At 71.5% G+C, this 24,609-nt stretch carries 20 protein-coding genes and 1 riboswitch; of the genes, 10 read left to right on the top strand and 10 right to left on the bottom strand.

The genetic code is table 11. The annotated features are described in order from the left end of the window. Window positions 1-14: 14 nt before the first annotated feature. A complete protein-coding gene (locus IE168_RS08335; protein ID WP_189497136.1) occupies window positions 15-3,572 on the bottom strand; it encodes a sensor histidine kinase in 3,558 nt (1,185 codons plus the stop codon). Between the two features lie 272 nt (window positions 3,573-3,844). Here IE168_RS08335 and IE168_RS08340 point away from each other — a divergent pair, with 272 nt between their 5' ends. After that, entirely contained in the window at window positions 3,845-4,369 is a 525-nt protein-coding gene (locus IE168_RS08340; RefSeq protein ID WP_229823278.1) for a YceI family protein, read from the top strand. A gap of 4 nt (window positions 4,370-4,373) precedes the next feature. Here the strand turns inward: IE168_RS08340 and IE168_RS08345 are convergent, their stop codons facing one another. Continuing rightward, window positions 4,374-4,595, bottom strand: a complete 222-nt coding sequence (locus IE168_RS08345) for a glutaredoxin family protein (RefSeq protein ID WP_189497140.1) — start codon at window positions 4,593-4,595, stop codon at window positions 4,374-4,376. 93 nt (window positions 4,596-4,688) lie between these two features. On the opposite strand from IE168_RS08345, the gene IE168_RS08350 reads away from it, so the two are divergent. Next, the gene (locus tag IE168_RS08350) at window positions 4,689-6,071 is read left to right on the top strand and encodes an L-serine ammonia-lyase (protein ID WP_189497142.1); all 1,383 of its coding nucleotides are present in this window, start codon (window positions 4,689-4,691) and stop codon (window positions 6,069-6,071) included. On the opposite strand, the gene IE168_RS08355 is transcribed toward IE168_RS08350, so the two are convergent. The 5 genes from IE168_RS08355 to metX form a co-directional block, all read right to left on the bottom strand. Then, window positions 6,058-6,465, bottom strand: coding sequence for a hypothetical protein (locus IE168_RS08355; protein WP_189497144.1), 408 nt, complete (start codon window positions 6,463-6,465; stop codon window positions 6,058-6,060). The genes IE168_RS08350 and IE168_RS08355 overlap by 14 nt on opposite strands. A gap of 145 nt (window positions 6,466-6,610) precedes the next feature. Continuing rightward, window positions 6,611-7,015, bottom strand: coding sequence for a helix-turn-helix domain-containing protein (locus IE168_RS08360; protein WP_189497146.1), 405 nt, complete (start codon window positions 7,013-7,015; stop codon window positions 6,611-6,613). Window positions 7,016-7,024: 9 nt separating this feature from the next. Further along, window positions 7,025-8,071: a homoserine dehydrogenase gene (locus tag IE168_RS08365; protein ID WP_229823315.1), complete on the bottom strand. Its 1,047-nt coding sequence runs from the start codon at window positions 8,069-8,071 to the stop codon at window positions 7,025-7,027. 65 nt (window positions 8,072-8,136) lie between these two features. Beyond that, window positions 8,137-9,375 (bottom strand): cystathionine gamma-synthase, encoded by a 1,239-nt coding sequence (metB, locus tag IE168_RS08370; RefSeq protein ID WP_189497151.1) that lies wholly within the window; start codon window positions 9,373-9,375, stop codon window positions 8,137-8,139. Then, window positions 9,372-10,436, bottom strand: a complete 1,065-nt coding sequence (gene metX / locus IE168_RS08375) for a homoserine O-succinyltransferase MetX (protein ID WP_189497153.1) — start codon at window positions 10,434-10,436, stop codon at window positions 9,372-9,374. Before metX ends, metB begins: the two co-directional genes overlap by 4 nt. Before the next feature lie 107 nt (window positions 10,437-10,543). Further along, a riboswitch (SAM riboswitch) is annotated at window positions 10,544-10,662 on the bottom strand. Between the two features lie 128 nt (window positions 10,663-10,790). Here metX and IE168_RS08380 point away from each other — a divergent pair. The 5 genes from IE168_RS08380 (at window position 10,791) to IE168_RS08400 (ending at window position 17,406) form a co-directional block, all read left to right on the top strand. Next, window positions 10,791-11,882: an NHL repeat-containing protein gene (locus IE168_RS08380; RefSeq protein ID WP_189497155.1), complete on the top strand. Its 1,092-nt coding sequence runs from the start codon at window positions 10,791-10,793 to the stop codon at window positions 11,880-11,882. Between the two features lie 27 nt (window positions 11,883-11,909). Next, entirely contained in the window at window positions 11,910-12,728 is an 819-nt protein-coding gene (locus IE168_RS08385) for a M23 family metallopeptidase (protein WP_229823281.1), read from the top strand. Window positions 12,729-13,055: 327 nt separating this feature from the next. Continuing rightward, complete coding sequence (locus IE168_RS08390) at window positions 13,056-14,660, top strand: peptide chain release factor 3 (RefSeq protein WP_189497157.1); 1,605 nt, start codon at window positions 13,056-13,058, stop codon at window positions 14,658-14,660. A gap of 75 nt (window positions 14,661-14,735) precedes the next feature. Continuing rightward, a complete protein-coding gene (gene trhA / locus IE168_RS08395) occupies window positions 14,736-15,374 on the top strand; it encodes a PAQR family membrane homeostasis protein TrhA (protein ID WP_189497159.1) in 639 nt (212 codons plus the stop codon). A gap of 76 nt (window positions 15,375-15,450) precedes the next feature. Further along, complete coding sequence (locus IE168_RS08400; RefSeq protein WP_189497161.1) at window positions 15,451-17,406, top strand: AsmA family protein; 1,956 nt, start codon at window positions 15,451-15,453, stop codon at window positions 17,404-17,406. Between the two features lie 13 nt (window positions 17,407-17,419). On the opposite strand, the gene IE168_RS08405 is transcribed toward IE168_RS08400, so the two are convergent. Genes IE168_RS08405 through mtgA form a run of 3 tightly spaced genes read right to left on the bottom strand, consistent with a single transcriptional unit; the run spans window position 17,420 to window position 19,622 of the window. After that, a complete protein-coding gene (locus IE168_RS08405; protein WP_189497163.1) occupies window positions 17,420-17,851 on the bottom strand; it encodes a CBS domain-containing protein in 432 nt (143 codons plus the stop codon). After that, entirely contained in the window at window positions 17,811-18,839 is a 1,029-nt protein-coding gene (locus IE168_RS08410) for a glycosyltransferase family 2 protein (protein ID WP_189497165.1), read from the bottom strand. The genes IE168_RS08405 and IE168_RS08410 overlap by 41 nt, the downstream gene beginning before the upstream one ends. A 24-nt stretch (window positions 18,840-18,863) precedes the next feature. Then, window positions 18,864-19,622, bottom strand: a complete 759-nt coding sequence (gene mtgA / locus IE168_RS08415) for a monofunctional biosynthetic peptidoglycan transglycosylase (RefSeq protein ID WP_189497412.1) — start codon at window positions 19,620-19,622, stop codon at window positions 18,864-18,866. A 74-nt stretch (window positions 19,623-19,696) separates the two neighbouring features. Here mtgA and hslO point away from each other — a divergent pair, with 74 nt between their 5' ends. The 3 genes from hslO to IE168_RS08430 all read left to right on the top strand — a co-directional run bounded on the left by hslO (window position 19,697) and on the right by IE168_RS08430 (window position 24,602). Beyond that, window positions 19,697-20,596 (top strand): Hsp33 family molecular chaperone HslO, encoded by a 900-nt coding sequence (gene hslO / locus IE168_RS08420; protein ID WP_189497167.1) that lies wholly within the window; start codon window positions 19,697-19,699, stop codon window positions 20,594-20,596. Window positions 20,597-20,692: 96 nt separating this feature from the next. Further along, on the top strand, window positions 20,693-21,550 hold the full coding sequence (locus IE168_RS08425) for an XOO1806 family protein (RefSeq protein WP_189497169.1): 858 nt from the start codon (window positions 20,693-20,695) through the stop codon (window positions 21,548-21,550). 172 nt (window positions 21,551-21,722) lie between these two features. Next, window positions 21,723-24,602, top strand: a complete 2,880-nt coding sequence (locus IE168_RS08430; RefSeq protein WP_189497171.1) for a TonB-dependent receptor plug domain-containing protein — start codon at window positions 21,723-21,725, stop codon at window positions 24,600-24,602. The last annotated feature ends 7 nt before the right edge of the window (window positions 24,603-24,609 follow it).

The raw sequence follows: 24,609 nt of genomic DNA on the forward strand, positions 1-24,609 counted from the left end.
TGCGCACGCCACGCCTATCGGCCGTCATCCACCTGCGTGCGCAGCGCATCGATCGTCGCGCCCAGCATCGCCGCGGTCACCGGCTTGCGCAGGAAGGCGTCGAAGCCGGCCTCGCGGGCCAGCGGCTCGGCTTCGGCATCGGCGCGGGCGGTGACCGCGACCAGCGGCGCAGAAAAGCCGCCCGCGCGCAGCTGGCGGGCCAGCGCCATCCCGGTGATCCCGGGCAGGTCGAGGTCGAGCAGCGCCATGTCGAAGCGCGTGTTCGCCACTTCGGAGAGCGCCGCCAGCCCATGGGGCACGTGGGCCACGTCGTGGCCGAGCGCGCGCAGCAGGCCGGCGACGACGTCGGCGACGGTGGGGTCGTCCTCGACCAACAGCAGCGACAGCCCGCCCCCGGCGGCCCGCGCCACGGCGCCGGCGGGTTCCTTCGGGGCGGCCGGCGGAGTCGACTCCGGCAGCGGCAGGTCGAGGGTGAAGTCGGTGCCCTGCCCGGGCGTGCTGTCGAGCTCGATGCGTCCGCCCATGGCCACCGCGAGCTCCTGGCAGATCGCCAGCCCGAGCCCGCTGCCGCCGTAGCGCGCCGCGGTGCGCGCGCCGTCGGCCTGTTCGAAGCGGCGGAACAGATGCGCCTGCTGCTCCGCGTTGAGGCCCGGCCCGGTGTCCGAGACCACCAGGCGCACGCCGCCGCTCGCGATCGGCGCGGCCTGCAGCGACACGCTCCCGGATTCGGTGAACTTCACGGCGTTGCCGAGCAGGTTCAGCAGCACCTGGCGCACGCGGCCGGGATCGCCGAGCAGCCATCGCGGCGTGTGCGCGTCCACGTGCCGGCGGAACGCCAGCCCGCGCCTGCGCGCCAGCGGTTCGACCAGGCCGGCGACTTCGTCCAGCAGCTCCACCAGGTCGAACGGCTGCGCGACCAGCTCCAGCTTGCCGGCCTCGATGCGCGCGAGGTCGAGCGCATCGTTGACCAGCCGCATCAGGTGCTCGCCGGCGTGGCGGATGGCGTCGGCATAACCGCGCTGGCGCGGATCCAGCTTCGTGCCCAGCAGCAGCTCGCTCATGCCGAGCACGCCGGTCATCGGCGTGCGCACCTCGTGCCCCAGCGTGGCGAGGAAGCGCGTCTTCGCCAGCGAGGCCTGCTCGGCGAGCTCGCGCTTCTCCTCGTTGAGCTGCCAGGCATGGCGGCGCTTGAGCCGCAGCCGGTAGGCATGGGCGCCCCACAGCAGCAGCAGCGCACCGGAGACCGCGTACACCACCATCGCCAGCGGCGATGTCCACCACGGCGACTGCACGTGCAGCTGGATGACCTGGGCCGGGGTCCACTCGTCGTCGGCGGTGCGCGCCTGCACGTGCAGCCGGTACGGTCCCGGCTCCAGGCGCGCGAACACGCGCTCGCCGGCCGCGCCCGTCTCCACCCAGCCCGGGTCGTAGCCCTCCAGCCGGAAGCGGTAGCGGTGCGCGTGGGCGTCGGTGAACGAGAGCAGGCGCGCCACCACGCGCAGGTCGCGATCGTCGTGGCGCAGCGACAGCCCGGACTGTGGCGAGAGCGCGATGCGCTCGTCGCCGCGGCGCAGGTCGATCGACTCGATCGCCAGCGTCGGCATGCGCTGGCTCCACTCCACCTGCTGCGGATGGAACAGCAGCAGGCCGTCGGCGGTGCCCGCGGCGATGTAGCCCTGCGTGGACATCGCCACCGGGAATTCGCTGAACTCGTGGCTCGGCAGCCCGTCGCGCACGCCGTAGGTGCGCAGCCGCCCGGCCCCGGGATCGAAGCGCACCAGCCCGCGGACGGTGGTCAGCCAGACGATGCCGGCCGCATCGACCACGATCCCGCCCGGCGCGACCATCGGCAGGCCGTCCGCCTGGCCGACCCGCTGCAGCGGCTGCAGCGAGGCGCCGTCCCAGCGCCACGACGACAGCTCGCCGTACCCCGCCAGCCAGACCGTCCCGTCGCCGGCGATGGCCGCGCTGTAGGCGGCCGCGCCGGGCGCACCCGGCACCGGCGCGAAGACCCTCGCGCCGTCGTCCCAGGCCAGCAGGCCGGCCGACGTCGCCGCCCAGATCCCGCCATCGGGGGCCAGCAGCAGCTGCTCGATGCCCGTGGTCGCGTCCAGTCCGCGTCCGGTGCCGCGGTCGATGGTGTCGAGCACGCGCCCCCCGGCGTCGCGTAGCTGGATGCTCTGGTGGCTGGCCAGCCACAGCGTGCCGTCGCGCTGCTCCACGAACTGGGCGATGCGGCCGACCGGCGCGGCGTCGTCGCTGCCGTCGGCAAGCCAGCGCTGCTGTCGGCCGCTGCTTGGATCGAAGCGCACCAGGTGGTCCTGGCAACCCAGCCACACCTGGCCGTCGCGCGTCTCGACCACGCCGGTGATGAACAGCGTGCCGCAGGCGGAGGCCAGGCGATGTTCGACGCGCCCGGTCTCGGGATCGAGGTGGTCGAGCACGCCGCCGCTGCCGACCAGCCAGAGGCCGCGCCCCTGCCCGGCGGTGGACGGCGCGGCGCTGTACACGAAGGCGTTGGCCAGCGACGCCGGATCGCCCAGGCGCCGCTGCAGCACGGTGAAATTGCGCCAGTTCGCCGGCAGGTGCCACAGGCCGGCGTCGGTGCTCGCGAACCAGAGCCCGCCCTCGCGGTCCTCGTAGGCGCTCGACCAGGCCGGACGCACCAGCCCGCGGCTGGTGGTGCTGTACAGCGGGACGTTCGCGACGCGCTCGCCGTGCACCCAGGCCAGGCCGCTGCGCGTGTCCAGCCAGCGCGCGCCCTGCGCATCCTGCAGCAGCATGTTGAGCGCCCGCCCGCCCAGCACCGGATCGTTCCACGGCAGGGATTCGATGCGGCCGTCGGCATGGCGCACCCGGCCCTCGCCGTGGATGCCCATCCACAGGCTGCCGGCGTCGTCCATGGCCAGGCCGTCGACCATCAGCGTGCCGAGCAGCTCCGCCGGCAGCCGCGCGAAGCCGTCCCCGGTCCAGCGCGCGACGCCGCCCTTCGTTCCCACCCAGAGGCTGCCGTCGCGGCGGTCCACGACCAGGTGCGAGACGCCGTCCGACGGCAGGCTGTCGGGGTCGTCGGGATCGTACCCGTAGCGCCGGATGCGGCCGTCGGGCGACAGCCGGTGCAGGCCCCCGTCGGAACTCCCGAACCAGATATCGCCGTCGGGCGTGCCGTTGACCGACCAGATGTCGTTGCTCGCCATCTCCGGCCGCGTCGCACGGTCGTACCAGGTGAAGTGCTCGCGGTCGACGTCGAGCATGGCCAGGCCGGAGGTGGAGGTACCGATCCAGACGCGGTCGGCGGCGTCGACGTGCACCGACCAGACGAAGTTGTCGCGCAGCCCCTCGCCCACCCGCCAGATGCGGAAGCCGACGCCGTCGTAGCGGGCGAGGCCGTCGCGGGTGGCGATCCACAGGTAGCCGCGGCGGTCCTCCGCCAGCGCGTTGACGCGGTTGGAAGGCAGGCCGTCGAAGACGCTGATCTGCCGCGGCTGCGGCAGCTGCGGCATGGAAGTAGCGGCCACGCCCGCCGGCAGCCACAGCAGGCACAGCAGCAAACAGGTCCACCAGCCCCGCATCGAACTCCCCTCTCGCCCGCGTTGCCGATGGCATCCCGCGCCCCGCCGGCATCGTCGCAACGCCGCCGGGCCGGCGCAAGCTGCGCCACCGGAGCCCGGGCACTAGAATCGGCCGGACGCCCTGCCGGGCGCTGCAGGGCAACACCATGCGAGCCCACGGATCCCGTCTCCGCCTTTTCTCCATGGGCGTGCTGTGCGCGGCCCTCGCCGCCTGCGGCAGCGCGCCGCCGCGCCCCTTGCCCGCGGCCGACGGGCCTGCTCCGCTCCTGCCCGTGCCCGCTCCCGGTGCCGCGGTCTATTCCCTGGACCCGGTGCACACGCGGATCGCGATCGCGATCGACCACGCCGGATTCTCCAAAGCCATCGGCACCGTGTCCGGGACCACCGGCACCCTGCACCTGGTGCCGGACTCCTGGGAGGGCGCGCAGGTCGTGGCGGACATCCCGCTGTCGCGCCTCGACTTCGGCGACGGGGACTGGAACCGCGCGGTGGCGGCGGCCGGCCTGCTCGACAGCGGCCGCCATCCGACCGCGCGCTTCCGTTCGCTCCGCGTCGAACCGCTCGACGCCACGCGCGCGCGCATCCACGGCGAGCTGACCCTGCGCGGCACCACCCGCGAGGTCGTGCTCGAAGCCGTGCGCAACGGCCAGCGCCGGCATCCGCTGCCACCGTTCCGCCAGACCGCGGGATTTTCGGCCACGGCCACGCTCAGCCGCGCGGACTTCGGCAGCACCGCCTGGGGATCGGTGATCGGGGACGCGGTGGAGGTGCGGGTCGAACTGGAAGCCAGCCGCTGAGGGATCAGCCGAGGAAGCGTTCCAGGGCCGCGACGTCGAAGGGCCAGCCCAGTTCGCGCCCGGCACCGTCGCGCAGCACCGGCACCCGCTCGCCGTAGCGCGCCTCCAGCGCCGCGTCGCCGTCGATGAACACGCTCTCGAACTCGGGCGCGCGTGCGGCGGCGAGCACCTCGAGCGCGAGGTCGCAGAGGTGGCAGTCGTCGCGCTGGAACAGGACCAGGGGCATGCGCAGGGAACTCTCCGTGGGCGGCGCGCAGCGCGGGCGCGCGCGGGGCGGCGGCTATCATAGGCGCATCCACCAGCCTCCCCCTGGAACGCCATGGCCGTCAGCACGTTCGACCTCTACAAGATCGGCATCGGGCCGAGTTCCTCGCACACGGTGGGACCGATGCGGGCCGCGGCGCGCTTCGCCGAGCACTGGCTCGACGAGTCCGGCCGCCTGGGCGACGTGGTCCGCATCCGCGCCGAGGTCTTCGGCTCGCTGGCGCTGACCGGGCGCGGCCACGGCACCGACAAGGCGGTGCTGATGGGCCTGGAAGGCCACCACCCCAACAGCATCGACCCCGACATCATTCCCTCCGCGCTCGAGCGCATCCGCGGCGAGAAGCGCATCCGCCTGCTCGGCCGCCATCCGGTGGCCTTCGACGAGAAGCGCGACCTGGTGATGAACAAGCGCCAGAAGCTGCCGCACCACACCAACGGCATGCGCTTCACCGCCTACGACGCCAATGACGAGGTCATCGCCACGCGCGACTACTACTCGGTCGGCGGCGGCTTCGTGGTCAACCAGGACGAGGCCGCGGAGGACCGCATCGTCGCCGACACCACGCCGGTGCCGTATCCGTTCAACAGCGGCCGCGAGCTGCTGGCGCAGTGCGCCGAGCACGGGCTTTCGATCGCCCAGCTGATGATCGCCAACGAGCGCTCCTGGCGCAGCGAGGACGAGGTCCGCGCCGGTCTGCGCGAGATCCACGACGCCATGCAGGGCTGCATCCAGCGCGGCATCGCCAACGGCGGCACCCTGCCCGGCGGCCTGCGTGTCTCGCGCCGCGCGCCGGCGCTGTATGCCGAACTCTCCGAGCGCCCCGAAGCCGGGATGCGCGACCCGCTGACCACGCTCGACTGGGTCAACCTGTACGCGCTGGCGGTGAACGAGGAGAACGCCGCCGGTGGTCGCGTGGTGACCGCGCCCACCAACGGCGCTGCCGGCATCCTGCCCGCGGTGATGCGCTACTACGAGCGCTTCTGCCCGGGCGCGAACGAGCAGGGCGTGTTCGACTACCTGCTCACCGCCGCCGCCGTCGGCATCCTCTACAAGGAAAACGCCTCGATCTCCGGCGCCGAGGTCGGCTGCCAGGGCGAGGTCGGCGTGGCCTGCTCGATGGCCGCCGCCGGCCTGACCGCCGCGCTCGGCGGCACGCCCAGCCAGATCGAGAACGCGGCAGAGATCGGCATGGAGCACAACCTCGGCCTGACCTGCGATCCGATCGGCGGCCTGGTGCAGATCCCCTGCATCGAGCGCAACGCCATGGGTTCGGTGAAGGCGATCAACGCTTCGCGCATGGCGCTGCGCGGCGACGGCAAGCACAAGGTCACGCTCGACGAGGTCATCAAGACCATGCGCGACACCGGCCGCGACATGCAGGACAAGTACAAGGAAACCTCGCGCGGCGGCCTGGCGGTCAACGTCATCGAGTGCTGAGCGGGCCTCCGGCGCAATCCGTGCGGCCGGCGGCCACGCAGTCCGCGCGATTGTGCTTGAGCGCCAGGTCGCGGCCGACCTCGTAGCCCAGCCACGTCGACAGCACGAAGATCACGGCCACCATGGCGGCGATCCGCGTGCTGCGGCGCGCGAGGTAGTCGCGCGCTTCCGGGGTCTTGCCCGACAGCAACGCCACCGGCACTCCGAAGGCCCCGGCCAGGGCCTCTGCGACGCGCCTGGACGCCACGCCGCTGGCCTCGGCGTTTTCGAGGACCCCGGGTTCCAGGCCTGCGCGGGCGGGAAGCCCGGCCCGCGTCCAGCCGCGGTCTTCCAGTAGCCGCGTCAGCTGCCGGGGGTCGAGGACGATGTCGTCCGGGAGGGGGGCGTCGTGCATGGGTCACCTGTCCTGGCTGGAGGGAACCGCGATGTCCGCATGCGGGGCATGAGGGAACCACGCCGAGACCCGGACAGCCACACGACAACCACACGACAGTCCTTTCAATTCAATGCGTTGCGGCGACACGCGGGCCGCTTCGGGATCAGCGGCAGTCCGTACGGCCTGCCGCGATGCAGTCCTCCCGGTCGGCCTTGTCGGCGAAATCCCGCCCCACCAGGAAACCGACCAGCAGCGACAGCAGGAACACGATGGCCACGCCCACCACGATGATCGCGGTACGGAACTCCTGGTCCGCGGGCGGTGTGCCCGGCGCGGTGTCGCTCGCCGACCCGGCCGACCGGGGGGCGTCGGGATCCTCCATGCACAGCTCGGCCGGCGTCACCTCCAGCGCCGCGGCCAGGGCCATCCGCGTGTCCAGCGAAGCCCCGCCGCCAGTTTCGACGCGCTGCACGGTGCGCACGCTCAGGCCGGCGACCTCGGCCAGCTGCTCCTGCGACCAGGCGCGCCGCTCGCGCAGCGCGCGCACGGCGGCGGGATCGATCTTCATCGGGGTCGGTCATCCAGGGATCGGACCGCAATTCTGCAACACGTCGTCGAGCAGCGCCGCCGCGGTGACCTCCGCGCCGGCCCCCGGGCCGCGGATCACCAACGGCTGCGCCTGGTAGCGACAGCTCGTGATCGCCACGACGTTGTCCGTGCCGGTCCCGCTGCAGAGCGGATGCGACGGCGGCAGGGCCTGCAACCCCACGCTGGCGCCGCAGGCGTCCACGCGACCGACAAACCGCAGCTGCGTTCCGTCGCGCCGCGCCCGTGACAGCCGCGCGTGCATTGGCACGTCCAGCGCCGCGAGTGCATCGTCCACGTCCCCTGCCCTCGCGGCGGCAAGTGGTGCGGGCAGCAGCGGATCCAGCCGCACCTGCTCCGCATCCAGCGCGAAGCCGGCCGCACGCGCCAGGATCAGCAGCTTGCGGCGCACGTCCTCGCCGGACAGGTCGATGCGGGGATCCGGCTCCGCATAGCCGAGCGTGCGCGCCTCGCGGACCAGCGCCGAGAAGGGCTGGCGACCGTCGTGGCGATCGAGCAGCCAGGCCATCGAGCCCGACAGCACGCCCTCGACCGCCTCGATCCGGTCGCCGCCGGCCACCAGCGCCCGCAGGCTGCGCAACAGCGGCAGCCCGGCACCGACGGTGGCCGCGTCGCCGTGGCGCGCACCCGAAGCCGCCGCGGCCTCGGTGATGGCCTGCGCGCGTGCAAGGCCGGCGCCGGTGCCCAGCTTGTTGGCGGTGACGACGTGCACGCCACGCCACAGCCATTCCGCGTGCCAGCCGGCCACGGTGTCGCTGGCGGTGGCATCGACCAGGATGTCGCCGCGCTGCAGGCCGACCGCCTCGACCCACGGCGCCCAAGGACCGCTGCGCGGCGGCGCCGCGCGGACGCCGGCCAGCGCCGCGGCCGGGTCCTCCACCGCATCCTCCCGCAGCGCCCGCGAGTTGGCGATCCAGGCGAACCGTGGCAGCGCCACGCCCATGGCACGCAGCCGCGCGCAGCGCGCCACGAAGGCGGTCCCGACCACGCCGGTGCCCAGGAGCGCGAGGCGCGGCATGCGGCGCGGTTCCAGCACCGGGACCGGTGCCCGCCGCCCTGCGCCGGCCAGCGTGCTGACCACGCTCATGCGTCCAGCCCGGCCAGCACGGCGCAGGCGGCGACCGGGCTGGCATCGCCGGCCGCGGGGGATGCTGCTTCGGCACGCGCCAGTGCATCGGAGACGTCCGCCAGGAGGTCCGCACAGGCCTCGATGCCGATGGACAGCCTCAGCAGGCCCTCGGGAATACCGGCCTTCGCGCGCGCGGCGGGCGTCATCGCCGCGTGCGTCATGGTGGCGGGGTGTGCCACCAGGCTTTCCACGCCGCCCAGCGACTCGGCCAGCGTGAAGCAGCGCAGGCCACCGACGAAGGCGCGCATCGCGTCCTCGCCCCCGCGCAGCTCGACGCTCAGCATCGCGCCGAAACCGGCCTGCTGGCGCGCGGCCACGGCGTGCCCCGGGTGGGATTCGAGTCCGGGCCAGTACACCCGCGCCACCGCCGGGTGCGCGTCGAGATGGCGCGCGATGGCCTCCGCGTTCTCCTGGTGCACGCGCATCCGCGCATCGAGGGTGCGCAGGCCGCGCAGCGCCAGGAAGCTGTCGAAGGGCGCGCCGGTGATGCCGAGGGCGTTGGCCCACCAGGTGAAGCGCTGGTGCAGTTCGGGCGTCGCCGCCACCACCGCGCCGCCGACCACGTCGCTGTGGCCATTGATGTACTTGGTGGTCGAGTGCAGGACCGCGTCGGCGCCGAACGCGATCGGGGTCTGCAGCGCAGGCGACAGGAAGGTGTTGTCGACCGCGACCAGCGCGCCGGCCCGGTGCGCCGCCTCGACCACGAAGCGCAGGTCGGTGATGCGCAGCAGCGGGTTGGACGGCGTCTCCACCAGCACCAGCTTCGGCGGCTGCGCCAGCGCCGCGGCCAGCGCGCGCGGGTCGGTCAGGTCGACGGTGGCCAGTTCGAAGTGGCCCTTGCGCGCCAGCGCGTCGAACAGGCGCCAGCTGCCGCCGTAGGCGTCGTGCGGTACCAGCACGCGGTCGCCCGGCTCGAGAAGCGCGTGCAGCAGCAGCGTGACCGCCGCCATGCCGCTGGACGTGACCACGCCGCCCGCGCCGCCCTCGAGCTCCGCCAGCGCCTCGCCCAGCAGGTCGCGGGTCGGATTGCCGCTGCGGGTGTAGTCGTACTCGCGCTTGCCGCCGATGCCATCGAAGCTGAAGTTCGACGACAGCACCAGCGGCGGCACCACCGCGCCGAAGGCCGCGTCGTGGTCGATGCCGGCGCGCACGGCGCGGGTGGCCGGCGCGGGCCCGCGGTAGACGGCGCTCATGCCGCCACCTCCGCCGCCAGGGCATCGCGCAGGATGGCGTCGAAGCGGCCGTCGTCCTTGAGGAAGGCGTCGTGGCCGTGCGGCGAGCGCAGGACGCGCAGCCTGGCGGGTCCGGCCAGGCCTTCGACCAGGGCCACCGCCTCGGACAGCGGCACCAGCGGATCGCCTTCCACCGCGACCACGGTGGCCGGCACGTCGATGGCGGCCGGATCGACGCGATGGATGTCCAGCGACTCCGACAGCCGCTGCCAGGCCACCACCGGCGTCTTCGCCACGAAGCGCGCGCCGGCGGCGTCGAGATAGTCCTCGGCGGCCACGCGGACGCGGCCGTTCACCACCTCGGCCGGCGCGTCGAAGCGCTCGGCGAAGCCGTCACCGCTGCGGTAACCGAGCATCGCGAACTGCCGGGCCAGTGCCAGGCCCTGGCCGTCCGCACACTGCAGTTCGCCCAGCGCCACCGCGCGGCGCTGCAGGGCACGCCACGCCGCCGCCCATGGATGGGCGCGGTGCGCGCCGCTCACCGCCACCAGCCGTTCCAGCCGCGTCCCATGCCGCGCCGCGAACTGCAGCGCCACCGCGGCGCCGTAGGAATAGCCGACGAAGGCGCGCAGCCGCGCGATGCCCAGCGCATCGAGCAGCACCGCCGCGGCATCGGCCTGGTCGGTGGTGTCGATCACCGCGTCGAGACCCCCGTCGGCGCCGACGTGGTCGAAGGCCAGCAGGCGCAGGCGTGCCGGGTCCAGCGCGCGGCCTTCCCCGACCACGGCCCCGGCCCAGCCACGCTCCGGGAACGTCGCGCTGGCTGCGAGGTGGCGACTGGCGGAAATGCCGCCGGACACCAGCACGACCGGTGCGCCTTCGGGACCTGCGAGTTCGTAGGCCAGGCGCAGCGGGCGGCAGCCGGCATGGCGCATGGGCAGCACCACATCGACCTGCCCGCGCACGGCGGGATGGCCGCCGCCGGCTGGAGCGGCGATGGAAGGTGGCACGGCGGCGTCCGCCTGCGGGTCGCATGCGGACGGGATCACGGTGGAGGAGAGGGCGCGGTCTTCGAGGCTCATGGCGATATCCGGAGGAGGACAAGGCCATCGATGCCGCGGGGCATGCCGGTGCGATGGGCGTCGCCCGACGGCGGCGACGCGACGGGAACCGCCACGTGGGCGGTCCTCGGCCATCTTCCGGTGGACACACAGGTCCCCGCAGGACTTGGCACAGCGAACGGGGCTTGCGCCCCATCCAGTTGCCCCGGCGTCGTCGGGCCTGTCCCTCGGCCGGTCTCGATGGATGGCGTGCAGGTTGGCAGCGCCCGCGACGATTGTCAATCGCTTTATCCGGATAAAGCGATTGATCAGTTCCCGGCGCCACGGGCGCCCGCCGACCTCCCGCGGACGCGCCCGCGGCCGCATAATCCGCGCATGTCGAAATCCATCCTTGCAGCGGCGCTCGCCCTGGCCGTCGCCGGCTGCGCCAGCACCTTCCTGCCCGCGTCCTCCCCTCCTTCCGCCACCGTCCCGGCTTCGAACCTGGTGGCCGAGGCCTGGGTCTCCCCCGAGCTTCCGGACGAAGAACTCGATTCGATCGCCACCTGGGCAGACGGCGACGGCGGCACCCTCCTGCTGGCCACGGGCAAGTCGACCCACCGCCTGGCGCTGTTCGATGGCGACAGCGGCGCGCCGCTGCGCACGGTCGGCGCGCGCGGCAAGGCCCCGGGCGAGTTCACCCGGCCCAACGGCCTGGCCGTGTCCGGCAACATGCTGTTCGTGGTCGAGCGCGACACGCCGCGCGTACAGCTGCTGTCGCTGCCCGACCTCAGGCCCCAGGCCTCCTTCGGCGGCGACGAGCTGCGCGCGCCCTATGGCATCTGGCTGCGCGAATCCGCGCACCGCGAACTCGAGGCCTTCGTCACCGACAGCTTCATGTACGGCGAGCGCCATGACGTGGTCCCGCCGGCGGAGGAGCTCGCCCAGCGCGTTCGCCGCTATCGCCTGCGATTCGACGACCAGGGCCACCTCGACGCCACCTACGCCGGCTCCTTCGGCGAGACCGACGGCCCGGCACGGCTGAACATGGTCGAATCGATCGCCGGCGACCCGGTGCACGACCGCCTGCTGGTGGCCGAGGAGGACCGCACCAGCCCCTCCAACCTGCATGTCTACGGCTTCGACGGCGGCTGGAGCGGCCGCAGCCTGCCCGAAGGCACCTTCGCCGGCGAGGCCGAGGGCGTAGTGCTCTGGGCCTGCAGCGCGCGCAGCGGCTACTGGCTGGCGGTGGACCAGCAGGCACCGCTGACCTGGTTCCACCTCTTCGACCGCGAGACGCTCGCCCCCGCCGGCAGCTTCCATGGCGCGGTGACCGCGAACACCGACGGCATCGCCCTGCATGCCGCGACCACGCCGCGCTTCCCCGGCGGCGTGCTGTACGCGGTGCACGACGACCGTGCGGTGTCCGCCTTCGATCTGCGCGACATCGCCAGGCAGTTGGACCTGGATCCCGCCTGCGCGGACTGATCCGTGCGTGCCCGTCCTCTCCTCAGGGTGCGGTCAGCCGGCTTCGCCCTGGCGGTGGCGATCACCGTCGCGGCCCTGGCGGTCGCGTCGCCCGCCCTCGCAGCGGACGACGGCCCGGCACCGCTGGCGCGGCTGGACATCGTCGACCGCGGGCAGGGTCCGGAAGCCTGGGCGGAAAACCTGCTGTCGGGTCCGATCGAAGTGGTGCTGCGTTCCATCGGCCCCGCGCCCCCGGCGCAGCCGGCGCTGCCCGCACGCGCCACGGTCCCGGCTCGCGCGCGGGTGCTGGTCAGCCGCATCCAGCGCGCCGATGCGCAACTCGTGCTCGAGGTCGTCCCGGGGCATCCCGGCGCGCGTCCGCTCGACGTGGAGTACGCCTGGCCGCTGGGAACGCACGTGCTGCGCGTCGGCCAGGGCTGGGGCGGCGTTTTCAGCCACCGCGACGACGAGAACCGCCATGCCGTCGACTTCGCCGTGCCCGAGGGCACGCCCGTGCTGGCGGCGCGCGACGGCGTGGTGATGCAGGCCGAGGCCCGCTTCGCCGGCGGCGGCCTGCGCTCCACCGACGACACCGCCCGCGCCAACTTCATCCGCATCCTCCACGACGACGGCACCATGGCCCTCTACGCCCACCTCGCCCCGGGCGGCACCAGCGTCGCCGCGGGCGACCGCGTGCGCCGCGGCCAGCGCATCGGCACCTCGGGCAATACCGGCTACAGCGGCGGCCCGCACCTGCACTTCGTCGTCCAGGCCAACCGCGGCCTGCGCCTGGCCTCGATCCCGTTCCGGATGTTCGGCCCCGGCGGGATCCTGCGTTTCAGCGAGACTGCGGCGGGCGTGGAGTAAGGGCAAAAGATTTGCCACGGATGACGCGGATGGGCGCGGATTTACACGGATAAAGCAGAAGAGACGAAAAAGCGTCTTTGGCCGCGGATCTGCGCGGATCTGCGCCGATTGCGCGGATCCGGGCAAGGTGCCTTTGCCGCAGGGTCGCAGGGCTGGAGGGGGTCATGGCGTGGAGCACCCTTCGCCCTGGCTTGATCCGCGAAAATCCGTGTCATCCGCGTCATCCGCGGTAAAACGCCCGCCCTCACTCCCGCCGCAGCCCTACAGCCCCCCGTATAATCCCCGGCTTCCCCGTAGAGTCCCGGCGCCAGCGCGGCGGGTATCGCCATGCCCGACGTTGCCGCCGAAGCCCGCCGCCGCCGCACCTTCGCGATCATTTCGCACCCCGACGCCGGCAAGACCACGCTCACCGAGAAGCTGCTGCTGTTCGGCGGCGCGATCCAGATGGCCGGCTCGGTCAAGGGCCGCAAGGCCGCGCGCCATGCCACGTCCGACTGGATGAAGCTCGAGCAGGAGCGCGGCATCTCGGTCACCAGCTCGGTGATGCAGTTCCCCTACGGCGACCACATCGTCAACCTGCTCGACACCCCCGGCCACGCCGACTTCGGCGAGGACACCTACCGCGTGCTGACCGCGGTCGACAGCGCGCTGATGGTGATCGACGTCGCCAAGGGCGTCGAGGAGCGCACGATCAAGCTGATGGAGGTGTGCCGCATGCGCGACACGCCGATCATGACCTTCATCAACAAGCTCGACCGCGAGGGCAAGGACCCGATCGAGCTGCTGGACGAAGTGGAGACGGTGCTCGGCATCCAGTGCGCGCCAGTCACCTGGCCGATCGGGATGGGCAAGCGCCTGAAGGGCGTGGTGCATCTGGTCAGCGGCGAAGTGCACCTGTACGAGCAGGGCCGCAACTTCACCCGCCAGGATTCGACGATCTTCGCCTCGATCGACGATCCGCAGCTCGAGGCCCGCATCGGCGCGCAGATGCTGTCCGAGCTGCGCGACGAGCTGGAGCTGGTGCAGGGCGCGAGCCATGCCTTCGACCTCGACGAGTACCGCGCCGGGCGGCAGACGCCGGTGTTCTTCGGCTCGGCGGTGAACAACTTCGGCGTGCAGCCGCTGCTCGACTTCTTCGTCAGGCACGCGCCCTCGCCGCAGCCGCGCGAGACCACCGGGCGCGTGGTCGCCGCCGACGAACCGAAGCTCAGCGGCTTCGTGTTCAAGATCCAGGCCAACATGGACCCGCAGCACCGCGACCGCGTCGCCTTCATGCGCGTGTGCTCGGGCCGCTTCGAGGCCGGCATGAAGGCCTTCCACGTGCGCAGCGGCAAGGAGATGAAGCTCGCCAACGCGCTGACCTTCATGGCCAGCGACCGCGAGATCGCCGCCGAGGCGTATCCGGGCGACGTGATCGGCATCCACAACCACGGCACGATCTCGATCGGCGACACCTTCACCGAGGGCGAGCAGTTCACTTTCACCGGCATCCCGAACTTCGCGCCCGAACTGTTCCGCCGCGCGCGCCTGCGCGACCCGCTGAAGCTCAAGCAGCTGCAGAAGGGCCTGGAACAGCTGAGCGAGGAAGGCGCCACCCAGTTCTTCCGCCCGCTGATGTCCAACGACCTGATCCTGGGCGCGGTCGGCGTGCTGCAGTTCGACGTCGCGGCGTACCGCCTCAAGGCCGAGTACGGCGTGGACGCCATCTTCGAACCGGTCGGCGTGGCGACCACGCGCTGGATCCGCTGCGACAGCGAGAAGAAGCTGGAGGAGTTCCGCGAGAAGAACGCCATGAACCTCGGCCTCGACGCCGCCGGCGAACTCGTCTACCTCGCGCCGAGCCGCGTGAACCTGCAGCTCGCGCAGGAGCGCTGGCCCGACGTCCGCTTCGACGCCACCCGCGAGGCCGCGCACACCCGCCCGGAGGGATGATGACGCTTCGGCCGCGGTAACGCCCGCGTATGGCATGATCGTGGCGTCCTCCCCCGGGATTCCACCGTGACCGCGATGAGCCTGCGCGAAAAGCGCGAGGAGCTGGCCAGTGCGCTGACGCACGGGCTGGGCGCGACGGCCGCACTGGCCGGCGGGGCAGTGCTGGTGACGCTGGCGGCGGTCTTCGGCAATGGCTGGCAGCTGGGCGCGGCGATCGTGTTCGGCATCACCCTGCTCATGCTCTACCTCGCGTCGACGCTGTACCACGCCTTCCAGCATCCGGTGCTCAAGGGCCGGCTGAAGGTGTTCGACCACTGCGCGATCTACCTGCTGATCGCGGGCACCTACACGCCGTTCACCCTGGTCGGACTGCGTGGCCCCTGGGGCTGGGGACTGTTCGCCGCCATCTGGACGCTGGCGCTGGCCGGCGTGGTGTTCAAGCTGTTCTACACCGGGCGGTTCAAGCGCCTGTCGACGCTGGTCTACGTGGCGATGGGCTGGCTGGTGCTGGTGGCGATCAAGCCGGTGCTGGCCGCGCTCGATGCCTGGACCTTCGGCTGGCTGATCGCCGGCGGTGTGTTCTACACGCTGGGCACGATCTTCTACCACCGCGAGTCGATCCCCTACTCGCATGCGATCTGGCACCTGTTCTGCATCGCCGGAAGCGTCTGCCACTACGTCGCGGTGATGGCGCAGGTCACGCTGCCGGCCTGAACGGCGGCCATCACGTTCACTGCTGTTTTACCGCGTTCGCGGGAGGCTGGCCTCCGCATTCCACCGGAGCCGGCGCATGCCGACGGAGCCCACTTCCCCAGCCGGCCCGCGCGCCAAGGCGCTGCGGGCCATGCGGATCCATCCATGGCGGACGGCCACGGCCGTTGCGGCGGTCGCGCTGATGGTGCTGGTGCTGCTGTGGGACTGGAACTGGTTCAAGGGCCCGATCGAACGCATCGTCTCGGCGCGCACCGGCCGCAGCTTCGACATCGGCGGCGACCTCGACGTCGACCTCGGCCGCACCACCATCGTCCGCGCCGACCGCCTCGCGCTCGGCAACGCGGACTGGTCCGACAGCCCGGAGATGGCGACCACCGACCGCCTGGAGTTGCACGTCCGCGTATTCCCGCTCCTGGCCGGCCGTGTGCACATTCCGGAACTGCGCCTGGCCAGTCCCGACCTGCTGCTGGAAACCGGCGACGAGGGCGGCAACTGGATCTTCGAGGGCATGTCCGGCGAGGGCGAGGGGCCGCGCATCGACCACCTGCAGATCGACGCCGGCAGGCTGCGCTTCATCGACGCCGGCCAGCAGACCGACGTGGATCTCGCGGTCGCCAGCGAGGACAGCGGGGACCCGTCGTTGCGTCCGCTGTCGCTGCACGGCGACGGCCACTGGAAGGGCGAGCCGTTCGAACTCACGGGCGCGGTCGCGTCTCCGCTCGCGCTGCGCGAGACGGAGACGCCCTACGCCATCGACCTGCGCGCCTCCGCCGGCGCCACCCGCGCCCACGCGCGCGGCGCGATCACGCGCCTCCTCGGCCTGTCCGCCTTCGACGTCCAGATGGCGCTGTCGGGCAAGGACCTGGAAGACCTCTACCCGCTGCTCGGCATCGCGCTGCCGCACACGCCGGCCTACGAGCTCGACGGCCGCCTGGTCCGCGACGACGCGGTCTGGCGCTACGAGGGCTTCAACGGCAAGGTCGGCGACAGCGACCTCGCCGGCACCGCGAAGATCACCACCGGGCGCGAGCGCCTGCTGTTCGAGGGCGACCTGCGTTCGAAGCGGCTCGACTTCGACGACCTCGCCGGCTTCGTCGGCGGCGCCCCGGACAGCGGTGCCGGCGAAACCGGCAATGCCGAGCTCGAAGCCGAGGCGGCCGAGCGCGCCGCCGAGGGCAAGCTGATCCCGGACACGCCCTACGAGCTGGCCAAGCTCCGCACCATGGACGCCGACGTCCGCTGGAAGGCCGGCCGCATCGAGGCGCCCGGCTGGCCGCTGGACGACATGGACGTCCACATCCTGCTCGAGGCCGGCCTGCTCAGGCTCGATCCGCTGGACTTCGGCGTGTCGGGCGGCCGCATCCGTTCCACCGTGCGCATGGACGCGCGACAGGACACGATCCAGACCCATGCCGCAATCCGCGCGCGCGGCCTGGAGATCGGCCGGCTCTTCCCGGACGCCGAACTGGCGCGTGACGCCGTGGGACGCATCAGCGGTGACGTCGACCTGGCCGGCACCGGCAATTCGGTGGCGCGCATGCTGGCCACCGCCGATGGCGCCGCGACGCTGGGCATGGGCCGCGGCGCGATCAGCAACCTGCTGCTCGAACTCGCCGGCCTGGATATCTACGAGGCGCTCAAGTTCCTGCTCGGCAAGGACCGCAAGGTGGCGATCCGCTGCGCCTTCGGCGACTTCTCGGTGCAAGACGGCGTCATGGCCACCCGCGCCCTGGCCTTCGACACCGAGGACACCATCATCGTCGGCGAGGGCACGGTGGATTTGGGCGAGGAGCAGCTGGACCTGGTGCTGAAGCCCCGGCCCAAGGACCGCAGCATCCTGGCGCTGCGCTCGCCCCTGGTGATCGACGGCAGCTTCCGCGATCCGGGCTTCCGTCCCGACATGGGGCGGCTCGGCCTGCGCGGCGCGATCGCGCTGACGCTGGCCAGCATCACCCCGCCGGCTGCCCTGCTGGCGACGCTGGAGCTGGGCCCGGGCGAGGACAGCAACTGCGGCGGCGAGTACGCGCAGTAGCGCCGCGGCGCGGTCAGGAGGTGATGTAGCGCTGCAGGTGCTCGAGTTCGCGCTGCTGCTCCTCGATCACCGCTTTGACCAGGTCGCCGATCGAGACCAGCCCGACGACCTCGTCGCCGGCGACCACCGGCAGGTGCCGCACGCGGCGCTCGGTGACCAGCTGCATGCAGGCCTCGGCCACGTCGTCCATGCGCACTGTGGCGACCTCGGCGGTCATGATGTCGCGCACCGGCGTGTCCTTCGAGGAACGCCCTTCGAGGACGATCTTCCTGGCGTAGTCGCGCTCGGACACCATCCCGGCCAGCCGCCCGCCGGGCTCCAGCACCACCAGCGCACCGATCCCCTTCTCCGCCATCAACCGGATCGCGTCGATCACCGCCGCATCCGGCCCGATCGCGAAGACCTCAGGGCCCTTGGACTCCAGCAGTTGCCTCACCGTACGCATCGCAGCCTCGCTCGCTCGTGGGTGGCGTGGCCGAGCATACCCCTTCGGCCGGGCGCCAGCTGTCGACGAGATAGAGCGGACGCTGCTTCGACTCCTCGTACAGGCGCCCCAGGTACTCGCCGATCAGCCCCAGCGCCACCAGCTGCACACCGCCCAGGAACAGGATCACCGCCATCATCGTCGGCCAGCCCGCCACCGGGTCTCCCCAGAACAGCGCCTTGACGATGATCCACAGGCCGTAGCCGAAGGCCACCAGCGCGGTCGCCACGCCGGCGTAGGTGGCCATCCGCAGCGGCGCGGTCGAGAAGCTGGTGATGCCTTCCAGGGCGAAGTTCCACAGTCGCCAGGCGTTGAACTTGCTGCGGCCGGCCAGTCGCGGCTCGCGGCGGTAGGGCACGGCGATGCGGTTGAAGCCGATCCAGCCGAACAGGCCCTTCATGAAGCGATGGCGCTCGCGCAGCTCGCGCAGCGCCGCCAGCGCGCGCGGCGACAGCAGCCGGAAATCGCCGGTGTCAGTGGGCACGGGCGTCTTCGACAGCCGGTGCATCACGCGGTAGAAGCCATGCGCGGAGGCGCGCTTGAACCAGCCTTCACCCTCGCGCGCCAGGCGCGTGCCGTGGACGTCGTCGTAACCCTCGCGCCAGCGCGCCACGAACCGCGGGATCAGCTCGGGCGGATCCTGGCCGTCCGCGTCGAGGATCAGGGCGGCGCCATCGACGACGCGGTCGAGGCCGGCGGTCAGCGCCGCCTCCTTGCCGAAGTTGCGCGACAGCCGCATCAGCGAAACGCGCCGGTCGGCGGCGGCGAGCGACCGCAGCACCGCCCAGGTGTCGTCGGTGCTGCCGTCATCGACGTAGAGCACGCCGCCATCGACGCGATCGCCCGCGGCCATCGCATCGAGGACGGTCGCGAGGCGACGATGCAGTTCAGGCAGCGACTGCGCCTCGTTGAAGGCGGCCACCACCACGGTGAGACGATCGCGGGTCATCCTGCAATCCTATCGTGGCCGGGGTCACTCCAGCTGCCGCAGCCAAGCCTCCCCGCCGAGGTTGCGCATGTTGCGCTGGATCCACTGCGCGCGGCGCTGCACCCAGGGACCGGGCCGGTGGGCGCTGTAGCGTCGCGGGTTGGGCAGCACCGCGGCCAGGCGCGCGCTTTCTCCGGCCGTCAGCGCCGCGGCATCCTTGCCCCAGTAGCTGCGCGCGGCAGCCTGGGCGCCGTAGATCCCGTCGCCGAACTCGGCCACGTTGACGTAGACCTCGAGGATGCGCTGCTTCGGCCACAGGGCCTCGAGCAGCAGCGTGTACCAGGCTTCGAGGCCCTTGCGCACCCAGCTGCGCCCGCTCCACAGGAACAGGTTCTTCGCCAGCTGCTGGCTGATCGTGCTGCCGCCGCGGACGCGGCCGCCGCGGGCGTTGTGCTCCAGCGCGCGCTCGATGGCCTCCAGGTCGAAGCCGCGGTGGCGGGCGAAGTTCTGGTCCTCGGCCGCCACCGCCGCCAGCGGCAGCGACGGCGCGATGTCCTCGAGGTCGCGCCAGTCGTAGGCGACGCGGAAGCCGGTGTCGCCGGCCCGCAGCGCCTCGAACTGGCGGATCGCCATGAACGCGCTGAAGGGTGGATCGACGAAGCGCAGCGCCAGCACCTGCACGACGCTCAGCAGCGCAAGCAGCAGCGGCAGCTTCCACAGCCAGTGCCAGCGGCGGCGCCCACGCCTAGACGCGGCAGCCACCGGTGCCCCTGCATGCTTGTCCACGGCGCCCGCCATCCCCATCTCCAGCATTCGCCGACCGGCCGAAGCGCGATTATCCAGCCCCGGCGCACCATCACAACGCACACGGATCCCGAATGAGCCACGACGCCGACGCCCGCGACCACCTCACCCGCTTCCTGCTGCCGCGCGCCGGCGTGCGCGGGGTGCACGTGCACCTGGGCGAGACCTGGCAGGCGATCGCCGCCAGCGACGACTATCCGCCCGGCGTCCGTGCGCTGCTCGGCCAGGCGGCCGCGGCGTCGGCGCTGTTCACCGGCCACGTCAAGGTCGACGGACGCCTGTCGGTGCAGCTGCGCGGTGAACACGCGCTGCGCACGCTGTTCGCCGAATGCACGTCCGAAGGCACGCTGCGCGGCATCGCCCGGACGGCCGGGGAAGGCGACGACGTCGACGGCCTCGCGTCGCTTGGCGACGACGCGGTGCTCGCGATCACCATCGAGGGCGCCGGCATCGGCAACCGCGAGGCCACGCGCTACCAGGGCCTGGTGCCGCTGGACGCGCCCGATCTCGCGGGCGCGTTCGAGGACTACTTCACCCGCTCCGAACAGCTTCCGACCCGGATCCTGCTGGCGGCCGGCGACGACGCCGCGGTCGGCCTGATGCTGCAGAAGCTGCCCGCCGACCACGGCGACGACGACGGCTGGGAGCGCGCCGGGGCGCTGTTCTCCACCCTGGGGACCCGGGAACTGGCGGACACGCCCGCCGCCGAGCTCCTGCACCGCCTGTTCCACGAGGAATCGCCGGAGGAGGTGGGCGGACGCCCCCTGGCTTTCGGCTGCTCCTGTTCGCGCCAGCGCGTCGAGGCGATGCTGGAATCACTCGGCCGCGCCGAGGCGGAAGCGGCGTTGGTGGAAGGGACGGCCACCGTCCGCTGCGAGTTCTGCGGACAGGCCTACCGGTTCGACGGCGCCGACCTCGACGCGCTCTTCACCGACGCCAGGCGTCCAATGGCGGCCCCGCCGGGCCTGCAGTGACGGCGGCCGGGGATTGTTAAAGAAACATAAACGCACTAGAGTCACGCCTACGATCGGGCGGAACTTCCGCCTGTCCAAGGGGTCTACCAGCAGGCCATGAAGCCGCGTCTCGCCAAGCTCTCGCTGTCCCTGCTCCTCGCCTTCGGCGTGGTCGCGGGTGCGCATGCGCAGACACCGGCGGGCAAGCGCGACCAGGCCGTGCTGCCGGTGTGGAACCAGTCCAGCGGCAAGGTCGAGGCCCTGCTGCTGCTGGAACCGACGGGCCCGGGCTCGACGACCGGGTTCGACGGCAACGCCCTCGACGCCGCCTTCGGCATCGATGCCGGCAACTCCCTGGGCGTCTTCTGCGACCGCAAGACCGGACTGGCAAGCGCGCTGGGCAACCTGGCCAACAACTGCATGCTCGCGAGCTTCCAGGACGGCGCCGGCAAGCGTACGGGCGGGACCGCGGCGTTCAGGGCCGGCCACAACACCCGCGTCGGCGTCAATGCCGGCAGCGGCAGCGGCACCCTTCCGGCCTGGCTCGCGCCGGGCCAGCGCGGCGCCGCTGCCGCCACGGTCGACGTCAACGACCTGACCGTCTTCGCCCGGCACAACATCGGGCGCGAAGGCATGGTGTCGATCGCCGGCACCATGGCCAAGGCCACCCTGGTCACGCCCGCCGAGGCCACCCATCTGGGCATCGGTGACGCCTGGACCTCGCGCAGCCTGAGCATCGGCGGCGGCTACGGCCGCTTCAGCGCCAACATCGTCGGCCACGTCGTCGAGACCCCCGGGCAGCCCAACTGGGAAGGCCTGGGCCTCGGCCTGACCTGGCGCACGCCCTGGAGCGGACAGCTCACCGTGGGCGCCGACAACCTCGTCACCAAGGGCCGCAATCCCTTCGCCCCGGCCACCAGCGGCCGCGACGACGAAGGCACCGTGCCCTACATCCGGTACGAACAGGACCTCTAAGTCCTTATTTTTCATGGGTTTCCGCTCGGAAATCCATGATTATTAACAACACTTTAATTTTTGCTCCGGCAGGGCTACTATCGGCAACGGCCCTGCCGGGCTTGGTGTCGACCTTGACGCCACCGGTGGGCTCCCATGGGAATTACCCAAGACTCACTTGGAGAGAGAAGAGATGACCCTTAAGACCACCAAGCTCCGCGACGCGATTTCCTTCGCGCTCGTGTCCGGTGCGACCGTGATTGCCGGTACCGGCGTCGCGTTCGCGCAGGACAGCTCGGAACAGCAGGCCACCACCCTCGACCGCATCGAGGTGACCGGCTCGCGCATTCGCCAGGCATCGGCGGAAACCTCGCAGCCCGTCGTCGTCATCGACCGCGAAGAGCTGCAGAAGCAGGGCCTCACCAGCGTCGTCGACGTGCTGCAGAACCTGACCTCGGCGGGCTCGCCGGCGATCTCGCGCGGCGACGTGCTCGCGTCCGGCGAAAACGTGGGCGGCTACTACGTCGACCTGCGCAACCTCGGCGCCTCGCGCACCCTGATCCTGGTGAACGGCAAGCGCCTCGGCTCGAACACCACGGGCCTGCAGGACCTCAGCCAGATCCCGATGTCGGCGATCGAGCGCGTCGAAGTGCTGAAGGACGGCGCCTCGTCGATCTACGGCTCCGACGCCATCGCCGGCGTGGTCAACGTCATCACCCGCAGCCGCTTCGACGGCGCGGAAGCCAATGTCTACTTCGGCCAGTACAGCGAAGGCTTCGGCGACATCACCAGCGGTGACTTCACCCTGGGCGCGAGCTCGGACCGCGGCGGCGTCACCATGAGCGTCGAGTACTCCAAGGAAGAGCCGATCTGGGCCCGTGACGTGTGGTACTCGAAGGACGGCAGCCTCGGCCCCGACTTTCCCGGCGCGGGCTGGAGCCCGGTCAGCCAGAACGGCTCGTTCTGCGACCCCTGCTCGCCGGCCGCTGCCGCCCGGTGGTGGACGCTGATCCCGGGCATGGACCCGACCGATCGCGCCAGCTACCAGCTGCACACCGCCGCGTTCAACGCCAACAGCAACGAGGCGATGATGGCCCGCACGGGCATCGAGCGCCGCTCGATCTTCGTCGCCGGTGACTTCGACGTCACCGACAACGTCCGCTTCGTCGCCGACGCGCTGTACAACCACCGCACCACCACCCAGACGGTCGCGGGCTATCCGTTCCAGTCGCTCGCCTTCGGCATCCCGCTGTCGGCCGACAGCGTCTTCAACCCCATGCCCGGCGAGGACCTCATCATCCGCCGCCGCCTGTGGGAAGTGCCGCGCACCACCGAGAGCAGCCTGAGCACCTACCGCCTGACCTCGGCGTTCGAGGGCGTGTTCGACCTGGGCGAGACCTCCTGGAACTGGGACGCCGGCGCGACCTGGAACCGCAACGAGATGGTGAAGGTCGGTCGCGGCGACGCGAGCCTGCCGGCGCTCGAGGCCGCCATGGGCCCGTCGTTCATCAACGGCAACAATGAAGCCCAGTGCGGCACGGTCGACGACCCGATCGCGTTGGGCATCAACTACGGCTCCGGCGAGTGCACCCCGTGGAACCCGCTGCTGCCGTTCGGCGTGGGTGGCGCGAACTCGCTGAGCGACCCGGCGGTCCAGGCCTACCTGTTCCCGTACTACCACGACCGCGGCCTGACCGAGACCACCACGTACTTCGCCAACCTGGCGGGTACCGTGGTCGAGATGCCGGCCGGTCCGCTGGGCGTGGCCGTGGGCGTCGAGCACCGCAAGGAAGAGGGCACGTTCGTGCCGGACGCGTTCGCCCAGGCGGCGCTCCACACCGGCCTTCCGGCTGCGACCACCGCCGGCCAGTACTCGCTGGACGAGGTCTACCTCGAGCTGAACGTGCCGCTGCTGAGCGGTGTCGCCGGCGCCGAAGAGCTGTCGATCAACGTCGCCAGCCGCTACTCGGACTACGACACCTTCGGCGACACGATCAACAACAAGTTCGGCCTGACCTGGCGTCCGGTGGAGGGCCTGCTGGTCCGCGCCACCTATGCCGACGGCTTCCGCGCGCCTTCGATCGACAACCTGTACGGCGGCGTGGGCGGCAGCTTCGAGTCCTACATCGATCCCTGCGGCTCGACCGGTCCCGGCAACGTCGCGGGCGGCCCGGCCTGTACGGCGGCTGGCGTCCCGGCGGACTACGTCCAGCTCGGCCAGGGCCTTGTGCCCTGCGTCCAGTTCCCTTGCCAGACCCCGGACCAGTTCCTGTCCGGATCCAACGACAAGCTGACCCCCGAAGTGTCGACCAGCAAGACGGCCGGCATCGTGTGGAGCCCGGAATTCGTGGACGGCCTGGACTTCTCGCTTGACTGGTACCAGGTCGAGATCGAGAACCTTATCGCCTCCGACAGCGTGTCGGACATCCTCGAGGACTGCTACCTCCGCAACATCCCCGAGCGTTGCTCCACCATTGTCCGCAACCCGGAAACCGGCCACATCACCTCCCTCGCCTTCGGCCTGACCAACAAGGGCCGCCTGGAGACGGAAGGCTGGGACTTCGGCGTCCGCTACCGCATGCCGGAGACGGCGGTCGGCCAGTTCGGCATCGACTGGCAGACCTCGTACATCAGCGACTACCGCGTGTGGGCGAACAACAACTCCGACACCGTGCCGTCGCCTTCGACCTCGTTCGCCGGTACCTTCCGCACCCGCTCGAACGCGACCCTCGACTGGTCGTACGGCGACTTCGGCGCAAGCTGGACCTCCCGTTACTACTCGGGCATGAAGGAAGGCTGCGTGTCGCTGGATCCCGGCATGTGCAACAACCCGGACTACATCGCTCCGGACGTGCCGGATGGCTACCCGCTGCGTGAGGTGGGTTCCAACACGTTCCACGACGTCCAGTTCCGCTGGACTGCCCCGTGGAATGCCACCGTGGCCTTGGGCGCCAACAACGTGACCGACCATCGCGGTCCGATCATGTACACGTCTCCCAACAACCAGTTCGCCTACTACGGCGGCTTCGACATGGGTCGCGTGATCTACATGAAGTACCAGCAGCGCTTCTGATAAATCG

Source organism: Luteimonas padinae (genome assembly GCF_014652935.1).
GTDB classification, from domain to species: Bacteria; Pseudomonadota; Gammaproteobacteria; order Xanthomonadales; family Xanthomonadaceae; genus Luteimonas; species Luteimonas padinae.

Bases quoted from the DNA above. Each gene is read 5' to 3' on its own strand.
- IE168_RS08335 (WP_189497136.1), bottom strand. From the start codon at position 3,572: ATGCGGGGCTGGTGGACCTGTTTGCTGCTGTGCCTGCTGTGGCTGCCG.
- IE168_RS08345 (WP_189497140.1), bottom strand. From the start codon at position 4,595: ATGCCCCTGGTCCTGTTCCAGCGCGACGACTGCCACCTCTGCGACCTC.
- IE168_RS08350 (WP_189497142.1), top strand. From the start codon at position 4,689: ATGGCCGTCAGCACGTTCGACCTCTACAAGATCGGCATCGGGCCGAGT.
- IE168_RS08355 (WP_189497144.1), bottom strand. From the start codon at position 6,465: ATGCACGACGCCCCCCTCCCGGACGACATCGTCCTCGACCCCCGGCAG.
- IE168_RS08360 (WP_189497146.1), bottom strand. From the start codon at position 7,015: ATGAAGATCGATCCCGCCGCCGTGCGCGCGCTGCGCGAGCGGCGCGCC.
- IE168_RS08365 (WP_229823315.1), bottom strand. From the start codon at position 8,071: ATGCCGCGCCTCGCGCTCCTGGGCACCGGCGTGGTCGGGACCGCCTTC.
- metB (WP_189497151.1), bottom strand. From the start codon at position 9,375: ATGAGCGCCGTCTACCGCGGGCCCGCGCCGGCCACCCGCGCCGTGCGC.
- metX (WP_189497153.1), bottom strand. From the start codon at position 10,436: ATGAGCCTCGAAGACCGCGCCCTCTCCTCCACCGTGATCCCGTCCGCA.
- IE168_RS08380 (WP_189497155.1), top strand. From the start codon at position 10,791: ATGTCGAAATCCATCCTTGCAGCGGCGCTCGCCCTGGCCGTCGCCGGC.
- IE168_RS08390 (WP_189497157.1), top strand. From the start codon at position 13,056: ATGCCCGACGTTGCCGCCGAAGCCCGCCGCCGCCGCACCTTCGCGATC.
- trhA (WP_189497159.1), top strand. From the start codon at position 14,736: ATGAGCCTGCGCGAAAAGCGCGAGGAGCTGGCCAGTGCGCTGACGCAC.
- IE168_RS08400 (WP_189497161.1), top strand. From the start codon at position 15,451: ATGCCGACGGAGCCCACTTCCCCAGCCGGCCCGCGCGCCAAGGCGCTG.
- IE168_RS08405 (WP_189497163.1), bottom strand. From the start codon at position 17,851: ATGCGTACGGTGAGGCAACTGCTGGAGTCCAAGGGCCCTGAGGTCTTC.
- IE168_RS08410 (WP_189497165.1), bottom strand. From the start codon at position 18,839: ATGACCCGCGATCGTCTCACCGTGGTGGTGGCCGCCTTCAACGAGGCG.
- mtgA (WP_189497412.1), bottom strand. From the start codon at position 19,622: ATGGGGATGGCGGGCGCCGTGGACAAGCATGCAGGGGCACCGGTGGCT.
- hslO (WP_189497167.1), top strand. From the start codon at position 19,697: ATGAGCCACGACGCCGACGCCCGCGACCACCTCACCCGCTTCCTGCTG.
- IE168_RS08425 (WP_189497169.1), top strand. From the start codon at position 20,693: ATGAAGCCGCGTCTCGCCAAGCTCTCGCTGTCCCTGCTCCTCGCCTTC.
- IE168_RS08430 (WP_189497171.1), top strand. From the start codon at position 21,723: ATGACCCTTAAGACCACCAAGCTCCGCGACGCGATTTCCTTCGCGCTC.